General features: G+C 68.1%; 16 protein-coding genes and 2 pseudogenes. 5 read left to right on the top strand and 13 right to left on the bottom strand.

The features are described from left to right. Positions 1 to 12 precede the first annotated feature (12 nt). A complete protein-coding gene (locus LRS03_RS07015) occupies positions 13 to 978 on the bottom strand; it encodes a hypothetical protein (protein WP_257824664.1) in 966 nt (321 codons plus the stop codon). 487 nt (positions 979 to 1,465) lie between these two features. Here LRS03_RS07015 and nadB point away from each other — a divergent pair. After that, a pseudogene (gene nadB, locus LRS03_RS07010) lies at positions 1,466 to 3,128 on the top strand (L-aspartate oxidase). 3 nt (positions 3,129 to 3,131) lie between these two features. On the opposite strand, the pseudogene LRS03_RS07005 reads toward nadB, so the two are convergent. From LRS03_RS07005 to LRS03_RS06990, 4 genes and pseudogenes are all read right to left on the bottom strand, one after another. Continuing rightward, positions 3,132 to 4,110, bottom strand: a pseudogene (locus tag LRS03_RS07005) (NAD(P)H-dependent flavin oxidoreductase). 25 nt (positions 4,111 to 4,135) lie between these two features. Continuing rightward, a complete protein-coding gene (locus tag LRS03_RS07000; RefSeq protein ID WP_257824663.1) occupies positions 4,136 to 5,800 on the bottom strand; it encodes a class I adenylate-forming enzyme family protein in 1,665 nt (554 codons plus the stop codon). Between the two features lie 12 nt (positions 5,801 to 5,812). Beyond that, entirely contained in the window at positions 5,813 to 6,634 is an 822-nt protein-coding gene (locus LRS03_RS06995) for an enoyl-CoA hydratase (protein ID WP_257824662.1), read from the bottom strand. A 37-nt stretch (positions 6,635 to 6,671) separates the two neighbouring features. Next, positions 6,672 to 7,637 carry a hypothetical protein gene (locus tag LRS03_RS06990; RefSeq protein WP_257824661.1) on the bottom strand — a complete coding sequence of 322 codons (966 nt, stop codon included), beginning with the start codon at positions 7,635 to 7,637 and terminating at the stop codon, positions 6,672 to 6,674. Positions 7,638 to 7,794: 157 nt separating this feature from the next. Here LRS03_RS06990 and LRS03_RS06985 point away from each other — a divergent pair, with 157 nt between their 5' ends. Further along, positions 7,795 to 8,613 (top strand): crotonase/enoyl-CoA hydratase family protein, encoded by an 819-nt coding sequence (locus LRS03_RS06985; RefSeq protein ID WP_257824660.1) that lies wholly within the window; start codon positions 7,795 to 7,797, stop codon positions 8,611 to 8,613. A 19-nt stretch (positions 8,614 to 8,632) separates the two neighbouring features. Here the strand turns inward: LRS03_RS06985 and LRS03_RS06980 are convergent, their stop codons facing one another. From LRS03_RS06980 to LRS03_RS06960, 5 genes are all read right to left on the bottom strand, one after another. Beyond that, positions 8,633 to 8,914, bottom strand: a complete 282-nt coding sequence (locus LRS03_RS06980; RefSeq protein WP_257824659.1) for a late competence development ComFB family protein — start codon at positions 8,912 to 8,914, stop codon at positions 8,633 to 8,635. 17 nt (positions 8,915 to 8,931) lie between these two features. Next, positions 8,932 to 9,798, bottom strand: a complete 867-nt coding sequence (nadC, locus tag LRS03_RS06975) for a carboxylating nicotinate-nucleotide diphosphorylase (RefSeq protein ID WP_257824658.1) — start codon at positions 9,796 to 9,798, stop codon at positions 8,932 to 8,934. A 10-nt stretch (positions 9,799 to 9,808) separates the two neighbouring features. Then, positions 9,809 to 10,915, bottom strand: a complete 1,107-nt coding sequence (gene nadA, locus LRS03_RS06970; protein ID WP_257824657.1) for a quinolinate synthase NadA — start codon at positions 10,913 to 10,915, stop codon at positions 9,809 to 9,811. A 354-nt stretch (positions 10,916 to 11,269) separates the two neighbouring features. Further along, on the bottom strand, positions 11,270 to 12,550 hold the full coding sequence (locus tag LRS03_RS06965) for a hypothetical protein (protein ID WP_257824656.1): 1,281 nt from the start codon (positions 12,548 to 12,550) through the stop codon (positions 11,270 to 11,272). Between the two features lie 162 nt (positions 12,551 to 12,712). Then, positions 12,713 to 13,558, bottom strand: a complete 846-nt coding sequence (locus LRS03_RS06960; RefSeq protein ID WP_257824655.1) for an AraC family transcriptional regulator — start codon at positions 13,556 to 13,558, stop codon at positions 12,713 to 12,715. 104 nt (positions 13,559 to 13,662) lie between these two features. On the opposite strand from LRS03_RS06960, the gene LRS03_RS06955 reads away from it, so the two are divergent. Next, positions 13,663 to 14,928 (top strand): MFS transporter, encoded by a 1,266-nt coding sequence (locus tag LRS03_RS06955; protein WP_257824654.1) that lies wholly within the window; start codon positions 13,663 to 13,665, stop codon positions 14,926 to 14,928. Then, a complete protein-coding gene (locus LRS03_RS06950) occupies positions 14,925 to 16,640 on the top strand; it encodes a thiamine pyrophosphate-binding protein (RefSeq protein ID WP_257824653.1) in 1,716 nt (571 codons plus the stop codon). Before LRS03_RS06955 ends, LRS03_RS06950 begins: the two co-directional genes overlap by 4 nt. Here LRS03_RS06950 and yedA read toward each other — a convergent pair. Continuing rightward, positions 16,618 to 17,523 (bottom strand): drug/metabolite exporter YedA, encoded by a 906-nt coding sequence (gene yedA / locus LRS03_RS06945; RefSeq protein ID WP_257824652.1) that lies wholly within the window; start codon positions 17,521 to 17,523, stop codon positions 16,618 to 16,620. The genes LRS03_RS06950 and yedA overlap by 23 nt on opposite strands. A gap of 79 nt (positions 17,524 to 17,602) precedes the next feature. Here yedA and LRS03_RS06940 point away from each other — a divergent pair, with 79 nt between their 5' ends. Then, positions 17,603 to 18,109, top strand: a complete 507-nt coding sequence (locus LRS03_RS06940) for an Lrp/AsnC family transcriptional regulator (protein WP_257824651.1) — start codon at positions 17,603 to 17,605, stop codon at positions 18,107 to 18,109. Here LRS03_RS06940 and sorU read toward each other — a convergent pair whose 3' ends face one another. Beyond that, positions 18,110 to 18,427, bottom strand: a complete 318-nt coding sequence (gene sorU, locus LRS03_RS06935; RefSeq protein WP_257824650.1) for a SorU family sulfite dehydrogenase c-type cytochrome subunit — start codon at positions 18,425 to 18,427, stop codon at positions 18,110 to 18,112. Next, complete coding sequence (gene sorT, locus LRS03_RS06930; protein ID WP_257824649.1) at positions 18,424 to 19,671, bottom strand: SorT family sulfite dehydrogenase catalytic subunit; 1,248 nt, start codon at positions 19,669 to 19,671, stop codon at positions 18,424 to 18,426. Before sorT ends, sorU begins: the two co-directional genes overlap by 4 nt. Positions 19,672 to 19,801: the final 130 nt, after the last annotated feature.

The following is a 19,801-nucleotide window of genomic DNA, read 5'->3' as shown; positions in this document are numbered from 1 at the left end:
GGCCTTTTCTTTTTACTGACGTTCGGCGTCGAGCACTGCGTCCATGCGCCCGATCTGCAGCCGCGCCAGTGTGAGGTTGGCGTGCGTCTTGTCGAGCACCGCGTGCAGCGCGAGGCCCGGGTGGTGCGGCACGGCGCGCAGCAGCAGGTGGTGCGTGCCGAGCGTGATGGCCGCTTCGGGCAGCGCGTGGCCCATGCCGAGGGTGCGGCTGGCGTGGGCCATCGCGCCCAGCAGCGCGGCACCGTGCTGGCCCAGCTCGGTGCCGCCGGGGCGGGCCCCGGCGTGCAGCAGGGCCTGGCCATTTGCAACGTCGAAGATGGCCACGCTCACCATGCCGGGCAGTTCGATCAAGTGGTGCACGTAGCGTGCAAGGGGCCCGTCCTCGGGCCGCGGTTCGCGCGGGCTGATCACCGGCATCGGCTTCATGGCCACCGGCGGGATGGTGGGCGTCGAGAGCGGCGTGGGGGCGCTGACGGCCGCTTCGGCTGGCGCTGAGGGCGCGGCAGCGCGGCTGTTGGCGCCCGGCAGCGGCGGCAGGCTGCGGCCGGCTTCGGTGTAGATCTGCTCGCGAAGGCGGTTCCAGGTGCCGCTGATGAACGACCAGGCGTCGGCCGGGCGGGTGACCTGCGGTGTGGTCCGCACAGCCACGCCGGTGCCGCGGCCGAGTTCGGTGGCGGTCGTGTTGAGTGCGGTCGAGTTGGCGAGCGGCAACAGCAGCATGTGGCGGTTGTGCCAGTCGCGCTTGATCATGGCCTCGCGCAGCGGCTCGAACGACGAGCCCATCAGGTGCGGTGGCAGGTCGCCCACCATGATGACGCCGAGGCGGCTGTAGCACAGCAGCACGCGGGCCAGTTCATGGCGCTGGTGCGTGTCTGCGTCGGTCTCGGTGGTGTAGAGGCGCAACGACGACTGCCCGACCGAGGGGAAGTCCACGAACTCGAGCGTGGCCAGCGGCGTGCCGTAGCCCTGCCGGCGCACGACGAGCTTTTTGCACCGGCCGGCCGCTGGCCGCCGCCACGCCGGCGAGCAGCTTGCGCGACGACGAGGTGCCGATGTCGTGCAGCGCGATGTACTCGGGCTGCAGGTGGTCGAACTGCTGCTGCATCGCCTCGGCCGGGTCGCACGAGACGAAGAGTTCGCGTTGCGTGGGGCTCACCGGGCGGCCGATGTCGCGTTGCGCGGAGTCGCTCTCGCCGTCGTCCTCGTCGCGCGGCTGGACCTGCGTCGGCACCGCCGTCTCGGCGCGGGTGGACTGCCATTCGTCGGCCGGGCCGGAGGAGGGTGGGGAGGAGATCGACATGTGGGGTGCGCCTTGCCGGTTCGCAGTGTAGGCCTGATGTATCAGATTGTGACGGGCTGCTCGGGCATGTTTTCACACCACTGCGCCTGCGCCCATCCCTAAACCGCACGAAGGCGCGAAAGGGTCGTCGATAGAATCCGGCACTCTTTCGCCCTTGCATCACCCATGCCACAAGTCAGCACGCCCGTTCAGCCCACGCTTCCCGTGGTGATCGTCGGAGCGGGGCTTGCGGGCCTCACGGTGGCGCTGCACCTGGCCGACAAGCAGCCCGTCATCGTGCTGGCCAAACGCAACCTGAACGAAGGGGCCACCGCCTGGGCCCAGGGCGGCATCGTCGGCGTGCTGGGCACCGACGACAGCATCGAATCCCACGTGCGCGATACGCAGGATGCCGGCGCCGGTCTGGTCGACGAGCACACCGCACGATTCATCGCCGAGCACAGTGCAGCGGCCGTCGAGTGGCTGGTGGCGCGCGGCGTGCCGTTTTCACCTGATCCCGAAGGCCCGCTCGGCCTGCACCTCACGCGCGAAGGCGGCCACGCGGTGCGCCGCATCGCCCACGCCGCCGATGCCACCGGCAAGGCCATCCACGACGTGCTGCTCGAAGAGGTGGCCAAGCACGCCAACATCCAGCTGCGCGAGCGCTGGATGGCGGTCGACGTGATCACCTCGCGCCACCTCAAGCGCGACGAGCAGCCGCATTGCTACGGCGTCTACGCCCTCGACATCGACCACCAGCGCGTCGAGACGCTCGCGGCCTCGGCCGTGGTGATGGCGACGGGCGGCGCCGGCAAGGTCTACCGCTACACCACCAACCCCGACACCTCCACCGGCGACGGCATCGCGATGGCCTGGCGTGCGGGCGCCCGGGTCGGCAACATGGAATTCATCCAGTTCCACCCGACCTGCCTGTACCACCCGCAGGAGCGCAGCTTCCTCATCACCGAGGCGCTGCGCGGCGAGGGCGGCCACTTGAAGTTGCCCGACGGCACGCGTTTCATGCATGCGCACGATTCGCGCGGTGAGCTGGCCCCGCGCGACATCGTCGCCCGTGCGATCGACTTCGAAATGAAGAAGCATGGTGTCGACAACGTGCTGCTCGACGCTACGCACCTCGGCGCGGAGTTCCTGAAGGAACACTTCCCGACCATCTATGCGCGCTGCCTGAAGCTCGGCATCGACATCACGCAGCAGCCCATCCCCGTGGTGCCGGCCGCGCACTACACCTGTGGCGGTGTGGTGACCGATCTGCACGGCCGCACTGATATCCCCGGCCTCTACGCGGTGGGTGAGACCACCTACACCGGTCTGCATGGCGCCAACCGCCTGGCCAGCAACTCGCTGCTCGAGTGCGTGGTGCTGGGCCGCACCTGTGCCGACAGCATCCTCACGCTCGGTGCGCGCGAGGAGAGCGCGCTTCCGGCGTGGGACGAAAGCCAGGTCGAGAACTCCGACGAGCAGGTGGTCATCTCCCACAACTGGGACGAGCTGCGCCTCCTGATGTGGAACTACGTGGGCATCGTGCGCACCACCAAGCGGCTGGAGCGTGCGCTGCACCGCATCTCGCTCCTGCGTGGCGAAATCGACGACTACTACGGCAGCTTCCGCGTCACGCGCGACCTGCTGGAGCTGCGCAACCTCGTCGATTGCGCCGAAGCTCATCGTGCGCTCGGCCTTGATGCGGCACGAGAGCCGCGGCCTGCACTTCAGCCGCGACTTCCCGCAGACGCTGCCGGTGAGCTTCCCGACCATCCTGATGCGGCCGGCCGGGCGCACGCAGCGTGGGCCGCAGCCTCGCGGCGCGGGCCCGACGGGTCTCTGGCGATAACGTTCAGGCGGCTGCGAAGCGCGCCAAGCGCTGCTGAATGATCGCCTCGGCCTCGGCCATGATGCGGTCGATCAGCTCCTTCACGGTCGGCACGTCCTTGATCAAGCCCGCCACCATGCCGCACGACCACGCGCCGAGGTCCATCTCGCCCTCTTTCATGATGCGCGGGTAGACGCCGGCCACTTCGGCGGCGATGTCGTCGAACTTGATCGAGGCGCCCAGCTCACGCTCCTTCTGCAGCAGGCGCTCGACCGCGGCGTTCTTCAGCACACGCTCGGTGTTGCGCAGCGGGCGCATCACGAGGCGGGTGTCGAGTCTCGCTGGCGGCGACGATCGCGTCCTTCACGTTCTGGTGCACCGGCGCTTCTTTCGTGGCGATGAAGCGCGTGCCCATGTTCATGCCGTCGGCGCCGAGCGCGAGCGCGGCCACGAGCGAGCGGCCATCGGCCATGCCGCCCGAGGCGACGAAGGGAATCTTCAGCTCTTCGGCCGCACGCGGCAGCAGGATGAAGTTGGGGACGTCGTCTTCGCCGGGGTGGCCGCCGCACTCGAAGCCGTCGACGCTGACCGCATCGCAGCCGATCGCCTCGGCCTTCAGCGAATGGCGCACCGAAGTGCACTTGTGGATGACCTTCACGCCAGCTTCCTTCAGCGCGGGCAGGTACTTCTGCGGGTTGTTGCCGGCCGTCTCGACCGCCTTCACGCCGCCGTCGATGATGGCCTTGATGTAGCCGGGGTAGTCGGGGGTGTTGACCGAGGGCAGGAAGGTGAGGTTGACGCCGAAGGGCTTCTTCGTCATCTCGCGGCAGCGCGCGATTTCATTCGCCAGCAACTCGGGCGAGCGCTGCGTGAGCCCGGTGATGATGCCCAGGCCACCGGCGTTGGAGACGGCCGCGGCCATCTCGGCGAAGCCGACGTAGTGCATGCCGCCCTGGATGATGGGGTGCTCGATGCCGAAGAGTTCGGTGATGCGGGTCTTCATGGAGAGAGTCCTCTGGGGTGGGTTTCTAGGTTTTCAGGCGGGCGATGGCGGCCTGCTTGATCTCGCGTTTCAGGATCTTGCCGGAGGGCGTGCGGGGAAGCGGTGCATGCGCGCGCTCGATGTAGCGCGGAATCTCGAACTTCGCGAGATGCCCTTCGAGGAAGCGGCGCAACTCGTCGACGTCGAGCTTGTCGGTGCCGTAGACGGTGGCGCCGACCTCTTCGCCCAGGCGCTCGTCGGGCACGGCATAGACCGAGGCCTCGATCACCTCGGGGTGCATCAGGAGTGCCGCTTCGACGGCACCGCAGCCGATGTTCTCGCCGCCACGGATGATCAGGTCCTTGAGGCGGTCGACGATGTAGAGGTAGCCCTCGGCATCGATGGTGGCCCCGTCGCCGGTGCGGAACCAGTCACCGTCGAACGATTGTTTGTTCGCGTCGGGGTTGTTCCAGTAGCCGGTGAAGACCGAGGTGCCGCGCACCCACAGCTCACCGCGCTCGCCGGGTGGCAACACACGGCCGCTCTCATCGGTGACGCGCAGCTCCAGCACCTGCGAGCAGTGGCCCGAGCTGCTGGGGTGGTCGAGGTAGTCCTGGCCGACGATGCCGGCGCCGATGGCGTTGGTCTCGGTCATGCCCCAGCCGATGTTAGGAATGGCCTGGGTGAAACTGGCATCGATCTGGCGCACCTGCTCGGGCGCGCGCGGCGCACCGCCGCCCCCGAGCGAGGCGAGGGTGGCGAGGCTGTAGCGGCCCGACTGCGCCACACGGATCAGGTCGCCGGTGACGGCGGCCGGGCCGGTCAGCGAGGTGAGCCGTTCGCGGTCGATCAGCTCGGCGGCCTTCTCGGCGTCCCAGCGGTACATGCTGGCGAGGCGGCGCTGCAGGCGGTAGCTGCCGAGGTAGGACGAATGCAGCCCCGTCACGTGGAAGAGCGGCACGGCGAGCAACGTGCCGCCTTGCTCGGCGGGCTCGGGGCGCACGACGCCGTTGACCTTGTCGAGGATGGCGTAGTCCAGCTCCCATGAGAGCAAGGCCGAGATCACCATGCGGTGAGTCGACGGCACGCCCTTGGGCCGGCCGCTGGAGCCCGAGGTGTAGAGCATGATGGCCAAGTCGTCAGGCTGCATCGCCACCGGCGGCATCGGCACATTGCCGAGCGAGGCCGTCACCGCCTTCAGGTCGCGAGCGCCGGCTCTCAGCTCGGTGGCACGCACCGCGAGCACCTGCAGGCCCTTGACGGGCTTCTGCGCCAGCCGGTCCAGCCGTTCCTGGTCGGCCAGCAGCACCTTGGCGCCGCAGTCGACGAGGGCATAGGCCATGTCGTCGGCCTGCCAGTGCGCGTTCATCGCCACCGCGATGGCACCGATGGAGGTGATGGCGCTGAAGGCGATCATCCACTCGGGGTAGTTGCGCATCGAGATCGCCACGCGGTCGCCTGGCTTCACGCCGCACTGGTGGACGAGCGCGTGGCCGATGCGCGAGGCCTGCTGCCAGGCTTCGCGGAAGGTGTAGCGCTCGTCTTCGTAGATCAGAAAGGGCAGGTCGGTGACGTAGAGACCGTAGTAGTCGCGCAGCGTGGAAGGGGCGTTCTTGAAGGCCTTCACCTGGCGACCATGGGCGACGATGTCGACCAGTTCGCCGGGTTGCCCCGGCGAGGTGAGTTCGGCGATCGCCTGGGCGCGGAGCATCGGTTCGGGCATTCAGCGCCCCTTGAAGACTGGCTCGCGTTTCTCGACGAATGCCTTGGCGGCTTCCTTGTGGTCTTCGGTCTGCCCGCAGTGGATGTGGTGCGTGGCTTCGAGGTCCAGGCACTCGTCAACCTCGCCGGCCATCGCGCGGTTGAGGTTTTCCTTCATGTAGCGGTAGGCCACGGCCGGGCCCTTGGCGAGCCGGCCGGTGATCTCGTTGGTGCGCGCACCCAGGTGCTCGGGTTCGGCCACCCAGTTGGTGAGGCCGAGCCGCAGCGCTTCCTCGGCCGAGACGCGGTCGGAGAGCATGTACAGCTCGCGTGCCTTGGCAGCGCCGATCAGCTGCGTCATGAAGTAGGTGCCGCCGTAGTCGCCGGCAAAACCCACCTTGGCGAACGCGGTCGTCATGAAGGCGCTGCTCGACATCAGCCGCAGATCGCACGCCATGGCGAGCGACAGACCCGCACCGGCCGCGGCGCCGGGCAGCACGGCGAGCGTGGGCTTGGGCATCTTGAAGAGGCGGCCGGCCGTCTCGCGCTGGCTGTGGCGCTGCTGGTGGATGGCCTCGTCGACGGTGCGCTGGCCGACTGTGCCGTCGCCGGCAGCGGCCATGCCCTTCACATCGCCACCGGCGCAGAAGGCCTTGCCTGCACCCGTGAGGACGATGCAGCGAACTTCGTTGTTGAACTCCGCGGCGACCAGCTGCTGCTGCATGGCCTGCAGCATGGCACGCGACAGCGCATTGCGCGCGTCGGGGCGGTTCATCGTCAACGTGAGCACGCCGCTGTGGAGCGTGGCCTGCAGGTCGGGTGTGCCGGTGTCGAGTGTGGTCATGGCTGTCTCCTGTCGTCGTCTGGGCTTGGCTGCTGCCTCAGCTCACGAGGCCGAGTTCGCGCGCATCTTTTTCATAGTTGGCGTACGAGGCCTTGAGCGTCGCGCTGTTCAGGATCATTTCGGCGGCCAGCGTGCGGGTGCCTGCCACGTAGACCTGGGTGCGGATCCAGCACGACTCGGTGCGTGCGCTTTCGCTCAACGCGATGATCTCGCGCTCGAGGTCATAGGCCTGGCCCACGAAGAGCGGGCCCTTGACGAGGCGGATCTGCTGGCCGGCGAAGAGGCCGACTGCCGGTTGTTTGCCCTTGAAGCCCGCGAGCGCCGAGGTGCTGCCGAGCAGCACGCTGATCATCTCGATCGGGATGATCGCCTTGCCCCAGGGCGACGACGGGCCACCTTCGGCCGTGTACCAGGGCGAAGGCTCGGTGATGACCTTCAGTTTGGAGTTGAGCGTGAAGGGGTAGTAGTCGCCCATGTGCTGGTCGAAGCCCATGGCGATGGTTTCCTTCTGCGCGCCACGCTGGCCCACCTTCAGGTCGCGGTTGATCACGAGGCCGGTGGCGGGGCGCAGCTTGGCGATGCGCTGCGGGATCTCGTGCTGCGCATCGGGCACGTTGCCGACCGAGGCCGTGCCGGTGAGCACGGGGGTGCCGTCTTTCTTCTCGGCCCAGATGCGCACGAGCTTCGCGTCGCCACGCTCTTGACCCAGAGACGGCGGCTGCACGAAGGCCCGCACCTCTTCGCCTTCGACCACCATGTTCTGGTAGTGCGCGCTGATGCAGCCGCTCTCGAACCAGGCGTTGCCGAAGAGGCTCACGAGCAGCGGGTCGAACTGGCTGAAATGCGTAGGGCCTTCGATGGGGCCGGCGCTGAGGCCCAGGTCTTCGGCGGTCTTGTCGTCGTGGATGGAGAGGTGGCCGCCGTAGGTCTGCTCGGCAAGCATCTGGCGGGGTTTGCGCAAGGGGCCGCACAGGGCGAGGAGGGTGTCGAAAGGGGCGGTCATGGCAAGGTCTTCCGGCTGAAACGACAGAGGCAAAGGATAGGCCGCGCGGCCTCGATCGGCAGTCGCGCGGGTGTCAGGCGTTTGGCGCCTTCCTGCGGGAAGATGCGGCGTCTGAACCGGCTCTGCGCCGCTCCTCCGCACAAACCCGAAGAGACCCATGGAACTCCACGTCACCACCCCACCGCCGCCAGAAGGCTGCATCGAAACGCAAGTCGTCGGCAACGTGCTCCTCATCGGCCTCAACCGGCCCGCCAAGCGCAACGGCTGGACGCCCCGCATGTTCCGCGAGCTGGGCGAGGCCTACACGCGGCTCGACGATGACCCCGAGTTGCGCGTGGGTGTGCTGCATGCGTTCGGCGACCACTTCACCGCCGGCCTCGACATGCCGGCCGTGCAGTCGCACCTGGAGCGCGGCGAGAAGCTGATCCCCGAGGGCCTGGTCGAGCCGCACGACTTCGGCAAGCCCGGCTACCGCCGCCGCACAAAGCCGGTGATCGCGGCGGTCAAGGGCATCTGCTTCACGGTGGGCATCGAGCTGATGCTCGGGGCCGACATCGTCGTCGCTGGTCAGGACTGCCGGTTCAGCCAGAAGGAAGTGCAGCGCGGTCTGATGCCGGGCGGCGGCGCGACGCTGCGCATGTCGGAGCGGGCCGGCCTCGGCAACGCGATGCTGTACCTCTTGACCGGCGACGAGTTCGACGCGCCGACCGCCTACCGTCTCAACTTCGTGCAGAAGGTGGTGCCCAACGCCCAGGTGCTCGACGAAGCGCTGGCGATTGCGCAACGCATCGCCGCGCAGGCGCCGCTCGCGGTGACGGCCACGCGCCTGAACGCGATCAAGGCGGTGGAAGAGGGGCCGGCCGCGGCGGTGGCCGAGTTCGCAGCGGTTCAGCGCAAGATCTTCGCGAGCGAAGACTGGGCCGAGGGTGTGCGCTCGTTCGTCGAAAAACGAGCCGCGGTGTTCAAGGGCCGCTAACGTCAGGCGTGCATGGCGCTCAGCTGCGAGCGCGCATGGCGCTTCGGGCCTGCACGAATTCGAACGCGTACTTCACCGCCTCGGCGATGGCCACTTCGTTGTGGGCGCGTTCGTTTTCGGTGAGGTAGAAGACCAGGTCGACGTCGTGGCGGATGTAGCGCGGCGGCAGCCGGTTCAGCGCCACGCAGGCCACGTCGGCGAGCTGGTCGCGCGGCACCTGGTACTTCGCGGCCGAGGCCAGCACGGCCTCGAAGATGATCCGCTCGTAGTGGTTGTGGATCGATTCGAAATCAGCGCTCATGGTGGAGAGCGCACGACTCAAAGACGTTCGAGCACTCGCATCGAATAGTCGACCGCGCGCACATCCTTGGTCAAGCGGCCGATGGAGATGCGGTCGACGCCGGTGGCTGCAATTTCACGAATCTGCCCCAGCTGCACGTTGCCCGAGACTTCGAGCAGCGCGCGGCCCTGCGTGACCGCCACCGCCTCGCGCATCAGCGGTTCGGTGAAGTTGTCGAGCAGCACGCTCTGGGCGCCGGCATCGAGCGCTTCGCGCAGTTGCTCGATGCTTTCGACCTCGATCTGGATGTCCACACCCGCGTTCAGGGCCTGGGCCCGGCGCAGCGCTTGCGCCACGCCCCCGGCGGCGGCGATGTGGTTTTCCTTGATCAGGATGCCGTGCCAGAGCGCGAGCCGCTGGTTCTGGCCGCCGCCCACGCGCACCGCGTACTTTTGCGCCTGGCGCAGGCCAGGAATCGTCTTGCGCGTGTCGAGCACGGCGCAGCCGCGTGGGTTGGGCGAGGCGCCGGCGATGGCGTCGACGTGGCGGCGCGTGATGGTGGCGGTGCCCGAGAGCAGCTGCAGGAAGTTGAGCGCCGGGCGTTCGGCCGAGAGCAGGGCGCGCGCATTGGCCTCGATGTGGCACACCAGCGTGTCGGGGGCCATCAGTGCGCCTTCGGCCACGTGCCAGTCGATCCGGGCGTCGTTGTCGAGGGCCTTGATGCAGCCGTCGAACCACTCGCGCCCACACAGCACCGCTTCCTCGCGCACGAGCACGCGGGCCTTCACGCGCTGCGCCCCGGGCACGAGCATCGCCGTCCAGTCGTGGCGGCCGATGTCTTCGCTGAGCGCGTCGTGGATGTTGCGCTCGCGGGCTTGTTCGAGGGTTTCGTTCTGGTCGTACATGCGGTGATCGTCAGGCGGCGCCGATGTTCGGCACGAGGCCGGGCTTTTGTGTGGCGGTGGGGTTGCGCTTCACGAAGTCGAGCATGCGCTCGATGCAGCCGAGCGCCTGGCGGCGGATCGGCTCGTCGACATGGATCTCGCCCTCGCCGTTCTCCAGGCAGTTGACGACGCCTTGCATCGCGTTCATCGCCATCCACGGGCAGTGCGCGCAGCTCTTGCAGGTGGCGCTGTTGCCGGCGGTGGGGGCTTCGATCAGCGTCTTGCCCGGGGCCAGCTGTCGCATGCGGTGGAGGATGCCGTTGTCGGTGGCGACGATGTAGGTCTGCGCGTCGCCGTTGACGACCGCATTGAGCATCTGCGACGTGGAGCCCACCACGTCGGCCTGCTTCACCACGCTCTCGGGCGACTCGGGGTGCACCAACACCTTGGCACCGGGGTGTTGCGCCCTCAGCAGGTCGAGTTCGAGGCCCTTGAACTCGTCGTGCACGATGCAGGCGCCGTTCCACATCAGCATGTCGGCGTGGGTCTGCTGCTGGATGTAGCGGCCGAGGTGGCGGTCGGGTGCCCAGAGGATCTTCTCGCCCTGGTCCTTGAGATGCTTGACGATCGCGAGCGCGCAGGAACTCGTCACCATCCAGTCGGCGCGGGCCTTCACCGCGGCGCTGGTGTTGGCGTAGACGACGACCTTGCGGTCAGGGTGTGCGTCGCAGAAGCGCGCGAAGTCGTCGGCCGGGCAACCGAGGTCGAGCGAGCAGGTCGCATCGAGGTCGGGCATGAGCACACGTTTCTCGGGGCTCAGGATCTTGGCGCTCTCGCCCATGAAACGCACGCCGGCGACGATGAGCGTCTTGGCCGCATGGTCACGGCCGAAGCGGGCCATCTCCAGCGAATCGGCCACGCAGCCACCGGTCTCCAGCGCGAGGTCTTGCAGATCGCCGTCGACGTAGTAGTGCGCGACGAGCACGGCCTGGTGTTTCTGCAGCAGCGCGCGGGCACGTTCCTTCCAGCTCTGGCGCTGATCAGGGGTCAGGGGTTCGGGGACTTTCGCCCACGCGTGGGCGGTGCAGCTGGCGCCGGTGGCGTCTTGCCGCGTGTAGTCGAACAGCACTTGGCTCATGGCTGGGTGATGAAGTGGTCCATGACGGGCACGGGGCCGGTCATGGTAGCCCAGCAGCAAAAACAGCAAAGAAAAGGGTGCGGGCCTTGCGGCTCGCACCCAAAGGGACGACAGCTCAGAAAACTCGGGTGTCAGTGCTTGACGATCCGGTCAGCCCGGTGTGTTGGACTGTTGAAACGGAGTTTTGCACAGCCGTTCAAATAACACCTTGGGAATTGCCCGAATAGACCCTCTGAACGGTCGATATGGGCGCTCGATTGGTGATTTTTTGCTCACTCGTGCAAAACACGGGCGGCACGTGGCCAGAAAAAAGCGCCACGGATGGCGCTTGCTCCGCTCGAAGAAAAGTGAGGATCAGCCGAGGCTTTGCTCGGCTTCCATGAGCTTGTAGCGGGCCAGGGCGAGGTTGGTGCGCTGCTTGTCGAGCACGGCGAAGAGGAAGAGCCCCTTGTGCCGCGCGGCGTTGCGCATGACATGGTGGCGCGGGCCGGCGCTCGTCATCACCTCGTCGATCTCCGCGGTGAGACCGAGCTGGCGGGCGGCGTGCTGGTGGCTGCGCAGCAGCTGCGCGCTCGCCGCGGCGGCGAGGTCGAGCTCGACCGGCTGATCCTTGCGCTCTTGCCGCGCGAGGATCAGGCCCGAGCTGGCGTCGACCACCGCGCAGGCGAAGAGACCGTCGAGTGCGCCCAGCACGTCGAGCGCGCGTTCGGCCAGCGCCGGGTCGAGGCTGGCCCGGCGTGCGAGCGAGGCTTCTTGGGCGCCTGTGGTCACCGGCATCGACACCTTGGCTCCTGCGATGCTGCCGGGGTTCGCAGAGAGGTCGGCCACCTTGATCTGGAAGCCATCGAGCCCCGGGGCGGGCGGCGCCGGTGGCGGGCCCCAGACGGGCTCCTTCTTGACCCGGTTCCACATGCCCAGCAGCGAGTTCCACACGGCCGAAGCGCTGGTCAGCGCCTCGTTGAGCACCTGCACTTTGAGGCGCGCGGGCCACTCGATCATGCCGATCTTGTTGGCGATCCATACCGCATTGGGCGGCAACATGAAGAGCAGGGTGGGGCAGCGCCAGTTGACGTTGCGCACGGCGGTCTGCAGCGTGTCGAGCATCTCGTCGATCGCATGCGGCTGCATGGCACCGACGATCACCGCCGTCATGTGGCTGCGCTCCATCAGCGCGAGCGGCACGGCGGCGTTGGCGGTCCCGGGTGCGCGCACGTCAGCGTGGTAGATGCGCAGCATGTCTTCGTTGCGTCGTTCGAGCGTGGTGCGCTCGATCATCGCGAGCGTGCGCAGCGTGCCTTGTTCGCGCAGGTGCAGGCGCTCGATGGGGCGGCCGCTTGCGTCCGACAGCGCCTTGATCACGGCACTGGCCCACACGGCTGTCGGGTCGTAGAGCGCGATCAGGCGGGTCGCGGTTTCAAGGTCGGCGCGTGTGGCGGTGAAGTGATCGCGAATCGCCTGCGCGGGGGAGCCCGAGACGACCAGGTCGCGCTGGTGGCTGTCGACCATCTGCCCGCGGTCGTTGACCTCGGTGGCCACGCTCTCGAGGATCGCGGTAGCGGCAAAGCCTTGGTCCGGTTCTTCCGATGCGGATTGGCCTCGGATGGTGCGCAAGTCACCGAAGAGCGAGCTGAGCATGTCATGTACTCCCGTACGTCCGCGCCGTGGACGGCGCTGTTACCGGGGAGTCTAGGCCCGTCCCGCCGCGGGGGCATCCCATGCATTGCAACCATTGGTTGAAAAGGGCCATTCGTTTGAGGGGGTCGAACCCGCGGTCTGTGCGCGGCTTGCGCGAAACGTTCAGCTGAAGAACACGCTCGGTGGCGCCCCCACTGAGCGTCTCACCATCGCGGTGAACGCACTCGGGCTCGCATACCCCAGCTCCGAGGCGATCACCGCCATCGGCACCTTGCGCGCGGCCATCGTCAGTGCCTTTGCCAGCAGCACCTGCTGGCGCCATTGCAGGAAGGTCGTGCCGAGTTCGCTGCGGAAAAGCCGCGCCACGGTGCGCGGGCTGGCGCCGGTCTCCTGCGCGCAGGTTTCGAGCGTGCTCCATCGCGTGGGGTCGTCGAGCACCGATTCGCACAGTGCGCGCAAGCGTTTGTCTTGCGGCAGGTCCACCCCGATGGGCACCTGCTGGGCACGGCGCAGCTCGTCGAGCACGAGGGCGATCAGGTGCTGCTCGCGCGGCGCGGGTCGCTGGCCCGGCGTGAGCGGGCTGGGCTCGGTGCCCAGGTGCATGACCAGTTCGCGCAGCAGGCTCGACACCTCGATCACCCGGCAGTGGTGCCAGGGCGAATCGGCAGCGGGGTCGACTTCGGGGCCGACGTGCCGCTCGTCCTGGTAGAGGTAGAGCGTGCGCAGCTCGGCGTCTTCCACGACGTTGACCATGTGCTCCACGTGTGGCGGGATCCACACCGCCCGCGAAGGCGGCACGATGTAGGTGCTGCGCGTGGCGGTCATGCGCATCACCCCCGTCACCGAAAAAGCCAGCTGGCCCCACGGGTGGTGGTGCGGGTCGATGTGGGTGTCGGCCACGAGTCGCCGCATCTTCGCGCGCACGGGGTAGTCGGCGGTGGGCGCATAGCGCTTGGGGTCGACTGGCGGAACGCTGGTGTGGCGCCGGGGGGTGATCGAGTGGGACATGTCCGATCCTTGTGTGTCTGTTTCTCGATAGAAATTGACGGACTATCGTAACTCCGTCGCCCCACCGCAGCCTAGAGTGCCGTCATCGCAATTCGGCAGTTCCCATGACTTCTGCTTCCGCTTCTTCTTCCGTCTCTCTCTCGCAAGACGCGAAGACCATCAGCCTCATCGGCCTGGCACACGGCACCTCGCATTTCTTCCACATGCTGCTGGCGCCGCTGTTTCCGCTGTTCATCCGCGACTTCGGCTTCAGCTATTCCGAACTGGGCCTGCTGGTATCGACCTTCTTCGTGGTCTCGGGCGTGGGGCAGGCGCTGTCGGGGTTTCTCGTCGACCGCGTCGGCGCGCGGCCGGTGCTCTTCGTCGCGTTGTCGTGTTTCGTGCTGGCCGCGCTGGCAGTCGCGACGGCGCAGAGCTATTCCGGGCTGATGCTCGCCGCCACGCTGGCGGGCCTGGGCAACTCGCCCTTCCATCCGGTGGACTTCACCATCCTCAACAAGCGTGTCTCGCAGCCGCGCTTGGGCCATGCGTTCTCGGTGCACGGCATCACCGGCAACCTGGGCTGGGCGGCCGCGCCGGTGTTCCTCGCCGGGCTGACGGCGGCCACCGGCTCGTGGCGCATCGCCGCCGCCGGCATGGGCGTTTGGGCGCTCTTCGTGATGGCGGTGCTGTGGCTGCACCGCGATGCGATCGACGACCGCGCCGGCAGCTGGGCCCACGAGGGCAAGGCGGGCACCAAGAACCCGGGCGCGCCGACGAACGAACACCCGCTTGCCTTCCTGCGCCTGCCCTCGGTGTGGCTGTGCTTCTCTTTCTTCTTCTGGTCGACGGTGTCGCTGAGCGCGATCCAGAGCTTTGCCAGCCCGGCGCTGCAGCAGATGTACGGCCTGCCCTTGTCAATCACTGCCTTCGTCGTGACCGGCTACATGCTGTGCGGCGCGGCCGGCATGGTGGCGGGCGGCTTTCTCGCGAGTCGCGCTGAGCGGCTGGAACGCATCATCGGCTGGTGCCTGATGGGCGCAGCGGTGCTGCTGTGCCTGGTGGCGAGCGGTGTGTTGCCGGGGCTCTTGGCCTGTGCTGTGGCCTCGCTGGCCGGCTTCGGCGCCGGTCTCGCCGGCCCTTCTCGCGACATGTTGATCAAGCAGGCCGCACCTGCGGGTGCCACCGGTCGCGTCTACGGCACGGTGTACTCCGGGCTCGACCTCGGCTTCGCGCTGGCGGCCCCCGTCTTTGGCGCGCTGCTCGACCACGGTTCGGCTTCGAGCGTTTTCTACGGCTCGGCGCTCGCGCTGGCGCTCGGCGTGGCCTCGGCCGCCCTGGTGGGCATCGGCATTGCACAACTGCGCGGGGCCCGTAAAGTCGTCGCATGACGACGAATTCTTCTGAGCGCCTCGCCGGCCACGCGCTGGTCGAAGCCCTGGTGGCGCAGGGTGTGGACACAGTCTTCGGCGTGCCGGGCGAGAGTTATCTCGCCGCGCTCGATGGCTTTCACGAGCACCGCGACAAGATTCGCTTCATCGCCTGCCGGCAGGAGGGCGGCGCGGCCTTCATGGCCGAAGCGCAGGGCAAGCTGACCGGGCGCCCCGGGGTGTGTTTCGTGACGCGGGGGCCGGGTGCGACGAACGCCAGCATCGGCCTGCACACCGCTTTTCAGGACAGCACGCCGATGGTCCTCTTCATCGGCCAGGTCGCAAGCGACCAGCGCGACCGCGAGGCATTCCAGGAGGTCGACTACCGCCAGATGTTCGGCCCCGGCACGCTCGGTTTTGCCAAGTGGGTAGGCGAGGTGCATGACGCCGACAGGCTGCCGGAATACGTCTCGCGCGCCTTCCACACGGCGCTGCAGGGCCGCCCCGGCCCGGTGGTGCTGGTGCTGCCGGAGGACATGCTCACGCAGGCCACGGCTGCACAGGTGATGCCTCGCGCCGAGCCCGCACACGCCTGGCCGGCACCGGGTGGGCTGCGCCAGGTGCGCTCGATGCTGCTGGCGTCCGAGCGCCCCTTCGTGATCGTGGGGGGTGGCGGCTGGGATGCTGCCGCCTGCGCCGCGATGCAACGCTTCGCCGAGAACTGGAAGCTGCCGGTCGGCTGCGCCTTCCGTTTCCAGGACGTGTTCGACAACCGCCACCCGCAGTACGCCGGCGACGTGGGCATCGCGATCAACCCCAGGCTTGCCGAGCGCATCCGCCACGCCGACCTGGTGCTCGCCATCGGACCGCGCCTGGGTGAGATGACCACCAGCGGCTACACGCTGCTGCAGCCGCCGCGTCCGGCGCAAAAGCTCATCCACATCCACGCCGGGCCCGAAGAGCTGGGCCGGGTGTACGCGGCCGACCTGCTGCTGCAGTCGTCGATGGCGAGCGCGGCGAAAGCGCTCGAAGGCCTGACAGCGCCACCGCAGCTGCCCTGGACCGCATGGACCGAACAAGCCCATGCCGACTACGAAGCCAACCACCTGGCACAAGACGTGAAGCCGCTCGACATGGCCGTCGTCATCAAGACCATCCAGCGACTCGCCCCCGACGACACTGTCTACACCAACGGTGCCGGCAACTACGCCGGCTGGCTGCACCGCTACTGCCGCTACCACGGGCTGCAGCACCACGGCCGCACGCAACTGGCTCCCACCTCCGGCGCGATGGGCTATGGCGTGCCCGCTGCCGTGGCCGCGGCGCTGCTGTATCCCAAGCGCACGGTGGTCAACATCGCCGGCGACGGCGACTTCCTGATGACCGGCCAGGAGCTGGCCACCGCCACCGGCTATGGCGCCAGGCGCCTGATCAGCGTGGTGGTCGACAACGGCACCTACGGCACCATCCGCATGCACCAGGAGCGCGAGTACCCCGGGCGGGTGAGTGGCAGCGATCTCTTCAACCCCGACTTCGCGGCACTGGCACGTGCCTACGGCTGGCAGGCGTGGTCGCTCGCGTGCACGGAAGAGTTCGAACCGGCGTTCGCCGAAGCACTGGCGTCGCAGCGCCCGGCCTTGCTGCACCTGAAGCTCGATGCCGACGTCAGCACCAGCCGCAGCACGCTGACGGCCATCCGCAACGCGGCACTCAAGTCTTCGCCGAAGGCTTGAGGAAGAGCAGCACCAGGCCCAGCAGCACGACACCGGCCGACATCCACTCGAACGCGGTCACCACCTCGCCCAGCACCACCACGCCCAGCAGCATGGCGATCACCGGGTTGACGAAGGTGTAGCTCGACGCGACGGCTGCGCTCGTGCGCTCGAGCAGCAGCATGTAGGCGTTGAACGCGATCAGCGAGCCGAAGACGACCAGGTAGACCCACGCCGCCACCGCCGCAGGTTCCGGCGGCCACTGGGGCACTTCGCCGCGCAGTGCCGACATCGCCATCAGCACCGCCCCGCCACAGATCATCTCGCTCGCAAAACCGGCGAGTCCCGGTGCCAGCGGCAGACTCCGCTGGCTCAGAACGCTGCCGAGCGACCACGCGGCGCAGGCGATCGCGATCGCCGCCAGGCCCGCGGGCGAGGCCTGGAAACCCGCACCTTGCGTCAGCATCAGCACACCGCACAGGCCGACGACGATGCCCGCCAGTTCCAGCCGTCCGGGCTTGATGCCCCACAGGCGGTTGAGCGCCGCGATCATCAGCGGCACCACGGCGATGAAGGCGACGACAAGGCCCGAGCCCACCGTCCGCTCGGCATAGGCCACGCCGCCCATGCCGCCGCCGAGCATCAGCGCGCCCACCACCAGTGCATGCGCCCATTGCCGCCGAGTGGGCATGGTGGCACCGCGCCATGCCATCCACGCCAGCACCGTCGCGCCGGCCACGAGAAAGCGAGTGCCCATCTGGAAGAAGGGCGGGAAGCTGACCAGCGCGAACTTGATCGCGAGGTAGGTCGAGCCCCACACGATCCAGGTGGCGGCGAGGCAGGCGATCAGCAACGGGCTCGGGCTCGTGCGTCCCGAAGAGGAGAGGGTGGCAGTGCTGTCCATGCGCTGCATCGTAGAAAGGTCGGGCGATCGCTTGAATGGCAAACTGAAGCTTTCTGCCGCCAGCTGCTTGGTCATTTCAATGCCGAAAGCGAGGTTTGCCTTGAACGCTGATCTGGACGCCTACGACACCCGCATCCTCGCCGAGCTGCAGGCCGACGCACGCCTCTCGATGGCGGAGCTGGGCCGCCGCGTGCACCTGAGCCAGCCCGCCGTCACCGAGCGTGTGCGCAAGCTCGAAGGGGCCGGTGTCATCACCGGCTACCGCGCGTCGGTCGACCTGTCGAAGCTCGGCTATGGCATCCGCGCGCTGGTGCGCGTGGGGCGCGCCGAATACGCGCGGGTGGTCAAGCTCGTGAGCCAGACGCCGGAGGTCGTCAATGCCTTCAACGTGACCGGCGAAGACAGCTGGATCCTCGAGATCGCCGTCATCGACGTGCCGCACCTCGATGCGGTGGTGAGCCGCTTCTGCCTGCTGACCGAAACCTCCACCGCGATCATCCTCAACGTGGCACGCGAGCACCACGCCATGCTGCCGCCGCGCCGCGAAGACGTGAAGGTGCCCGTCGGCCGCAGGAAGGCGGCCTGATCAGCGCCCCGCCACCTGCGCCACGTAGCGGGCGAGCAGGGCGAGGTCTTTCTCCGAGAGCTTGTCGCGAAACGAGGGCATCACGCCGAGACCGTTGCGCAGCGCCTGCGCGACGCGTGCCTCGTCGGGCTTGAGACCGTCGAGCGGCGGGCCGATCTCGCCGGTGGCCTGGGCGTCGCGCAGCGTGTGACACACCGCGCAAGACGGCACCGTGCCCCCCGTGAAGAGCTTGCGGCCCGCTTCGCGCTCATTGGCCTGCGCCGTGAGGCAGGCCGCGGCCAGGGCGGCCGCGGCGATGCACTGCGCTGCGGTGTTCACGCAGCGACGACGTTCACCGCGTGGTCGGCCCAGCTGTTGTTGCCGTAGCCGGCGAGGTTTTCCTCGCGTTGCTGCGGTTGCACGTTGCCGGCCGCGTCGGTCGCGCGGCTCACCAGCACGTGGTTGCCTGCAGGCAGGTTCGCCGAGAGGGCGAACTGGCGCCACGCGAAGGGCCCGAGATCGGGGCCGACCAGCTTGGCATCTCGCCAGGTCTTGCCGCCGTCGGTCGACACTTCCACGCGCTTGATCGGCGAGCCGCCGCTGAATGCCACGCCGAGGATCTGCACCGAGCCCGCGCCGACCTTGCCGCCGCCATCGCCCGAGGGCGTGTTGATCCACGACTTCACGTTCATCAGCAGCACCGAGGCCTGCGTCGGCTCGGCCTTCTGGCCCATCGGCGTCATGCGGTAGCCGTGCGACATGATCCTGGCCTTGCTCTCGGTCGGCGCGAGCGCAATGCGCTTGACGTACTTGATGTTGTTGACGCCCTGGTACCCGGGTAGCACCAGGCGCAGCGGGCCGCCGTGGGCGACGGACAGAGGCGCGCCGTTCATCTCCCAGGCCAGCATCGCGTCTTGCAGCGCCGCGATCGGCACCGAGCGCTCGACCACCACGCTCAGCGGGTCGACACCTTCGGGCAGCTTCTCGCCGCCGGTGCCGGTGAGGTAGAGCATGCCGCTCTGTGCACCCCCCAGTCGCTCGATCACCGACTTGAGCGGCACGCCGGCCCAGATCACGCATCCGGCGGCGCCCACCTTCCACGGCGTGCCGCTCGGCTTGTGCGGGAAGAAGCCGCGGCCGTTGCCGCTGCACTGCAGGACGGTGGCGACCGTGGTGAAGTCGATGGTCTTGAGCTGCGCGAGCGTGAGCGTGCCGGGCTTGGCCACGCCTTCGAAGGCGACTTCCCAGGCGTCGCGGTTGGCGACCACGCTCTCGGGCGGCGCCGGCAGGTTGTTGCGCACGTACAGGCGCTCTGCCGGCGTGACGAGGCTCGCGCCCATCGCGCTGCGCTTGGTCTCGATCGTGCTGCTGCTGTGGATGATCAGGCTGTCGGCATCCTTCCAGGCGGCATAGGCCGGCAGCTTGGGCGCGACGGGTGCGGCAGGCGGAACAGCGGGCGCCGGAGCAGCCGGCGCGGCGGCGGTGGCCGGTGCACCCGTGGCACAGCCTGCCAGCGGAGCGGCAACGAGCGCGGCGCTGCCTGCGAGAAGTTGACGGCGGCGGACATCGGTTGGCATGGACATGGCGGGTGATCGCTCCAGAGTGATTGGCGGTTCAGGTAACCCTTGGTGCTAGCACGGGTTTGGCGGACTGACGGGCGCGAAGCATAGCCACCCTGTTGGAAACCCAACAGCTTGTTGAATCGATTGCTTA

Origin of the sequence: Rhizobacter sp. J219 (assembly GCF_024700055.1) — a bacterium.
In the GTDB taxonomy this organism is placed as follows: Bacteria; Pseudomonadota; Gammaproteobacteria; order Burkholderiales; family Burkholderiaceae_C; genus Rhizobacter.
The sequence above is the reverse complement of the archived record's forward strand: the minus strand, read 5'-3'. Positions and strand labels throughout refer to the sequence as shown.

Coding starts and splice junctions, on each gene's coding strand:
- LRS03_RS07000 (WP_257824663.1), bottom strand. CDS start 5,800: ATGCTCCGCGCCCAGGCGATCGCCGAACTCACCTCGCCGGGGCAACCC.
- nadC (WP_257824658.1), bottom strand. CDS start 9,798: ATGTACGACCAGAACGAAACCCTCGAACAAGCCCGCGAGCGCAACATC.
- yedA (WP_257824652.1), bottom strand. CDS start 17,523: ATGGACAGCACTGCCACCCTCTCCTCTTCGGGACGCACGAGCCCGAGC.
- LRS03_RS06940 (WP_257824651.1), top strand. CDS start 17,603: ATGCCGAAAGCGAGGTTTGCCTTGAACGCTGATCTGGACGCCTACGAC.
- nadA (WP_257824657.1), bottom strand. CDS start 10,915: ATGAGCCAAGTGCTGTTCGACTACACGCGGCAAGACGCCACCGGCGCC.
- sorT (WP_257824649.1), bottom strand. CDS start 19,671: ATGTCCATGCCAACCGATGTCCGCCGCCGTCAACTTCTCGCAGGCAGC.
- LRS03_RS06990 (WP_257824661.1), bottom strand. CDS start 7,637: ATGACCGCCCCTTTCGACACCCTCCTCGCCCTGTGCGGCCCCTTGCGC.
- LRS03_RS06980 (WP_257824659.1), bottom strand. CDS start 8,914: ATGAGCGCTGATTTCGAATCGATCCACAACCACTACGAGCGGATCATC.
- LRS03_RS06960 (WP_257824655.1), bottom strand. CDS start 13,558: ATGTCCCACTCGATCACCCCCCGGCGCCACACCAGCGTTCCGCCAGTC.
- LRS03_RS06985 (WP_257824660.1), top strand. CDS start 7,795: ATGGAACTCCACGTCACCACCCCACCGCCGCCAGAAGGCTGCATCGAA.
- LRS03_RS06955 (WP_257824654.1), top strand. CDS start 13,663: ATGACTTCTGCTTCCGCTTCTTCTTCCGTCTCTCTCTCGCAAGACGCG.
- LRS03_RS06995 (WP_257824662.1), bottom strand. CDS start 6,634: ATGACCACACTCGACACCGGCACACCCGACCTGCAGGCCACGCTCCAC.
- LRS03_RS06965 (WP_257824656.1), bottom strand. CDS start 12,550: ATGCTCAGCTCGCTCTTCGGTGACTTGCGCACCATCCGAGGCCAATCC.
- LRS03_RS06950 (WP_257824653.1), top strand. CDS start 14,925: ATGACGACGAATTCTTCTGAGCGCCTCGCCGGCCACGCGCTGGTCGAA.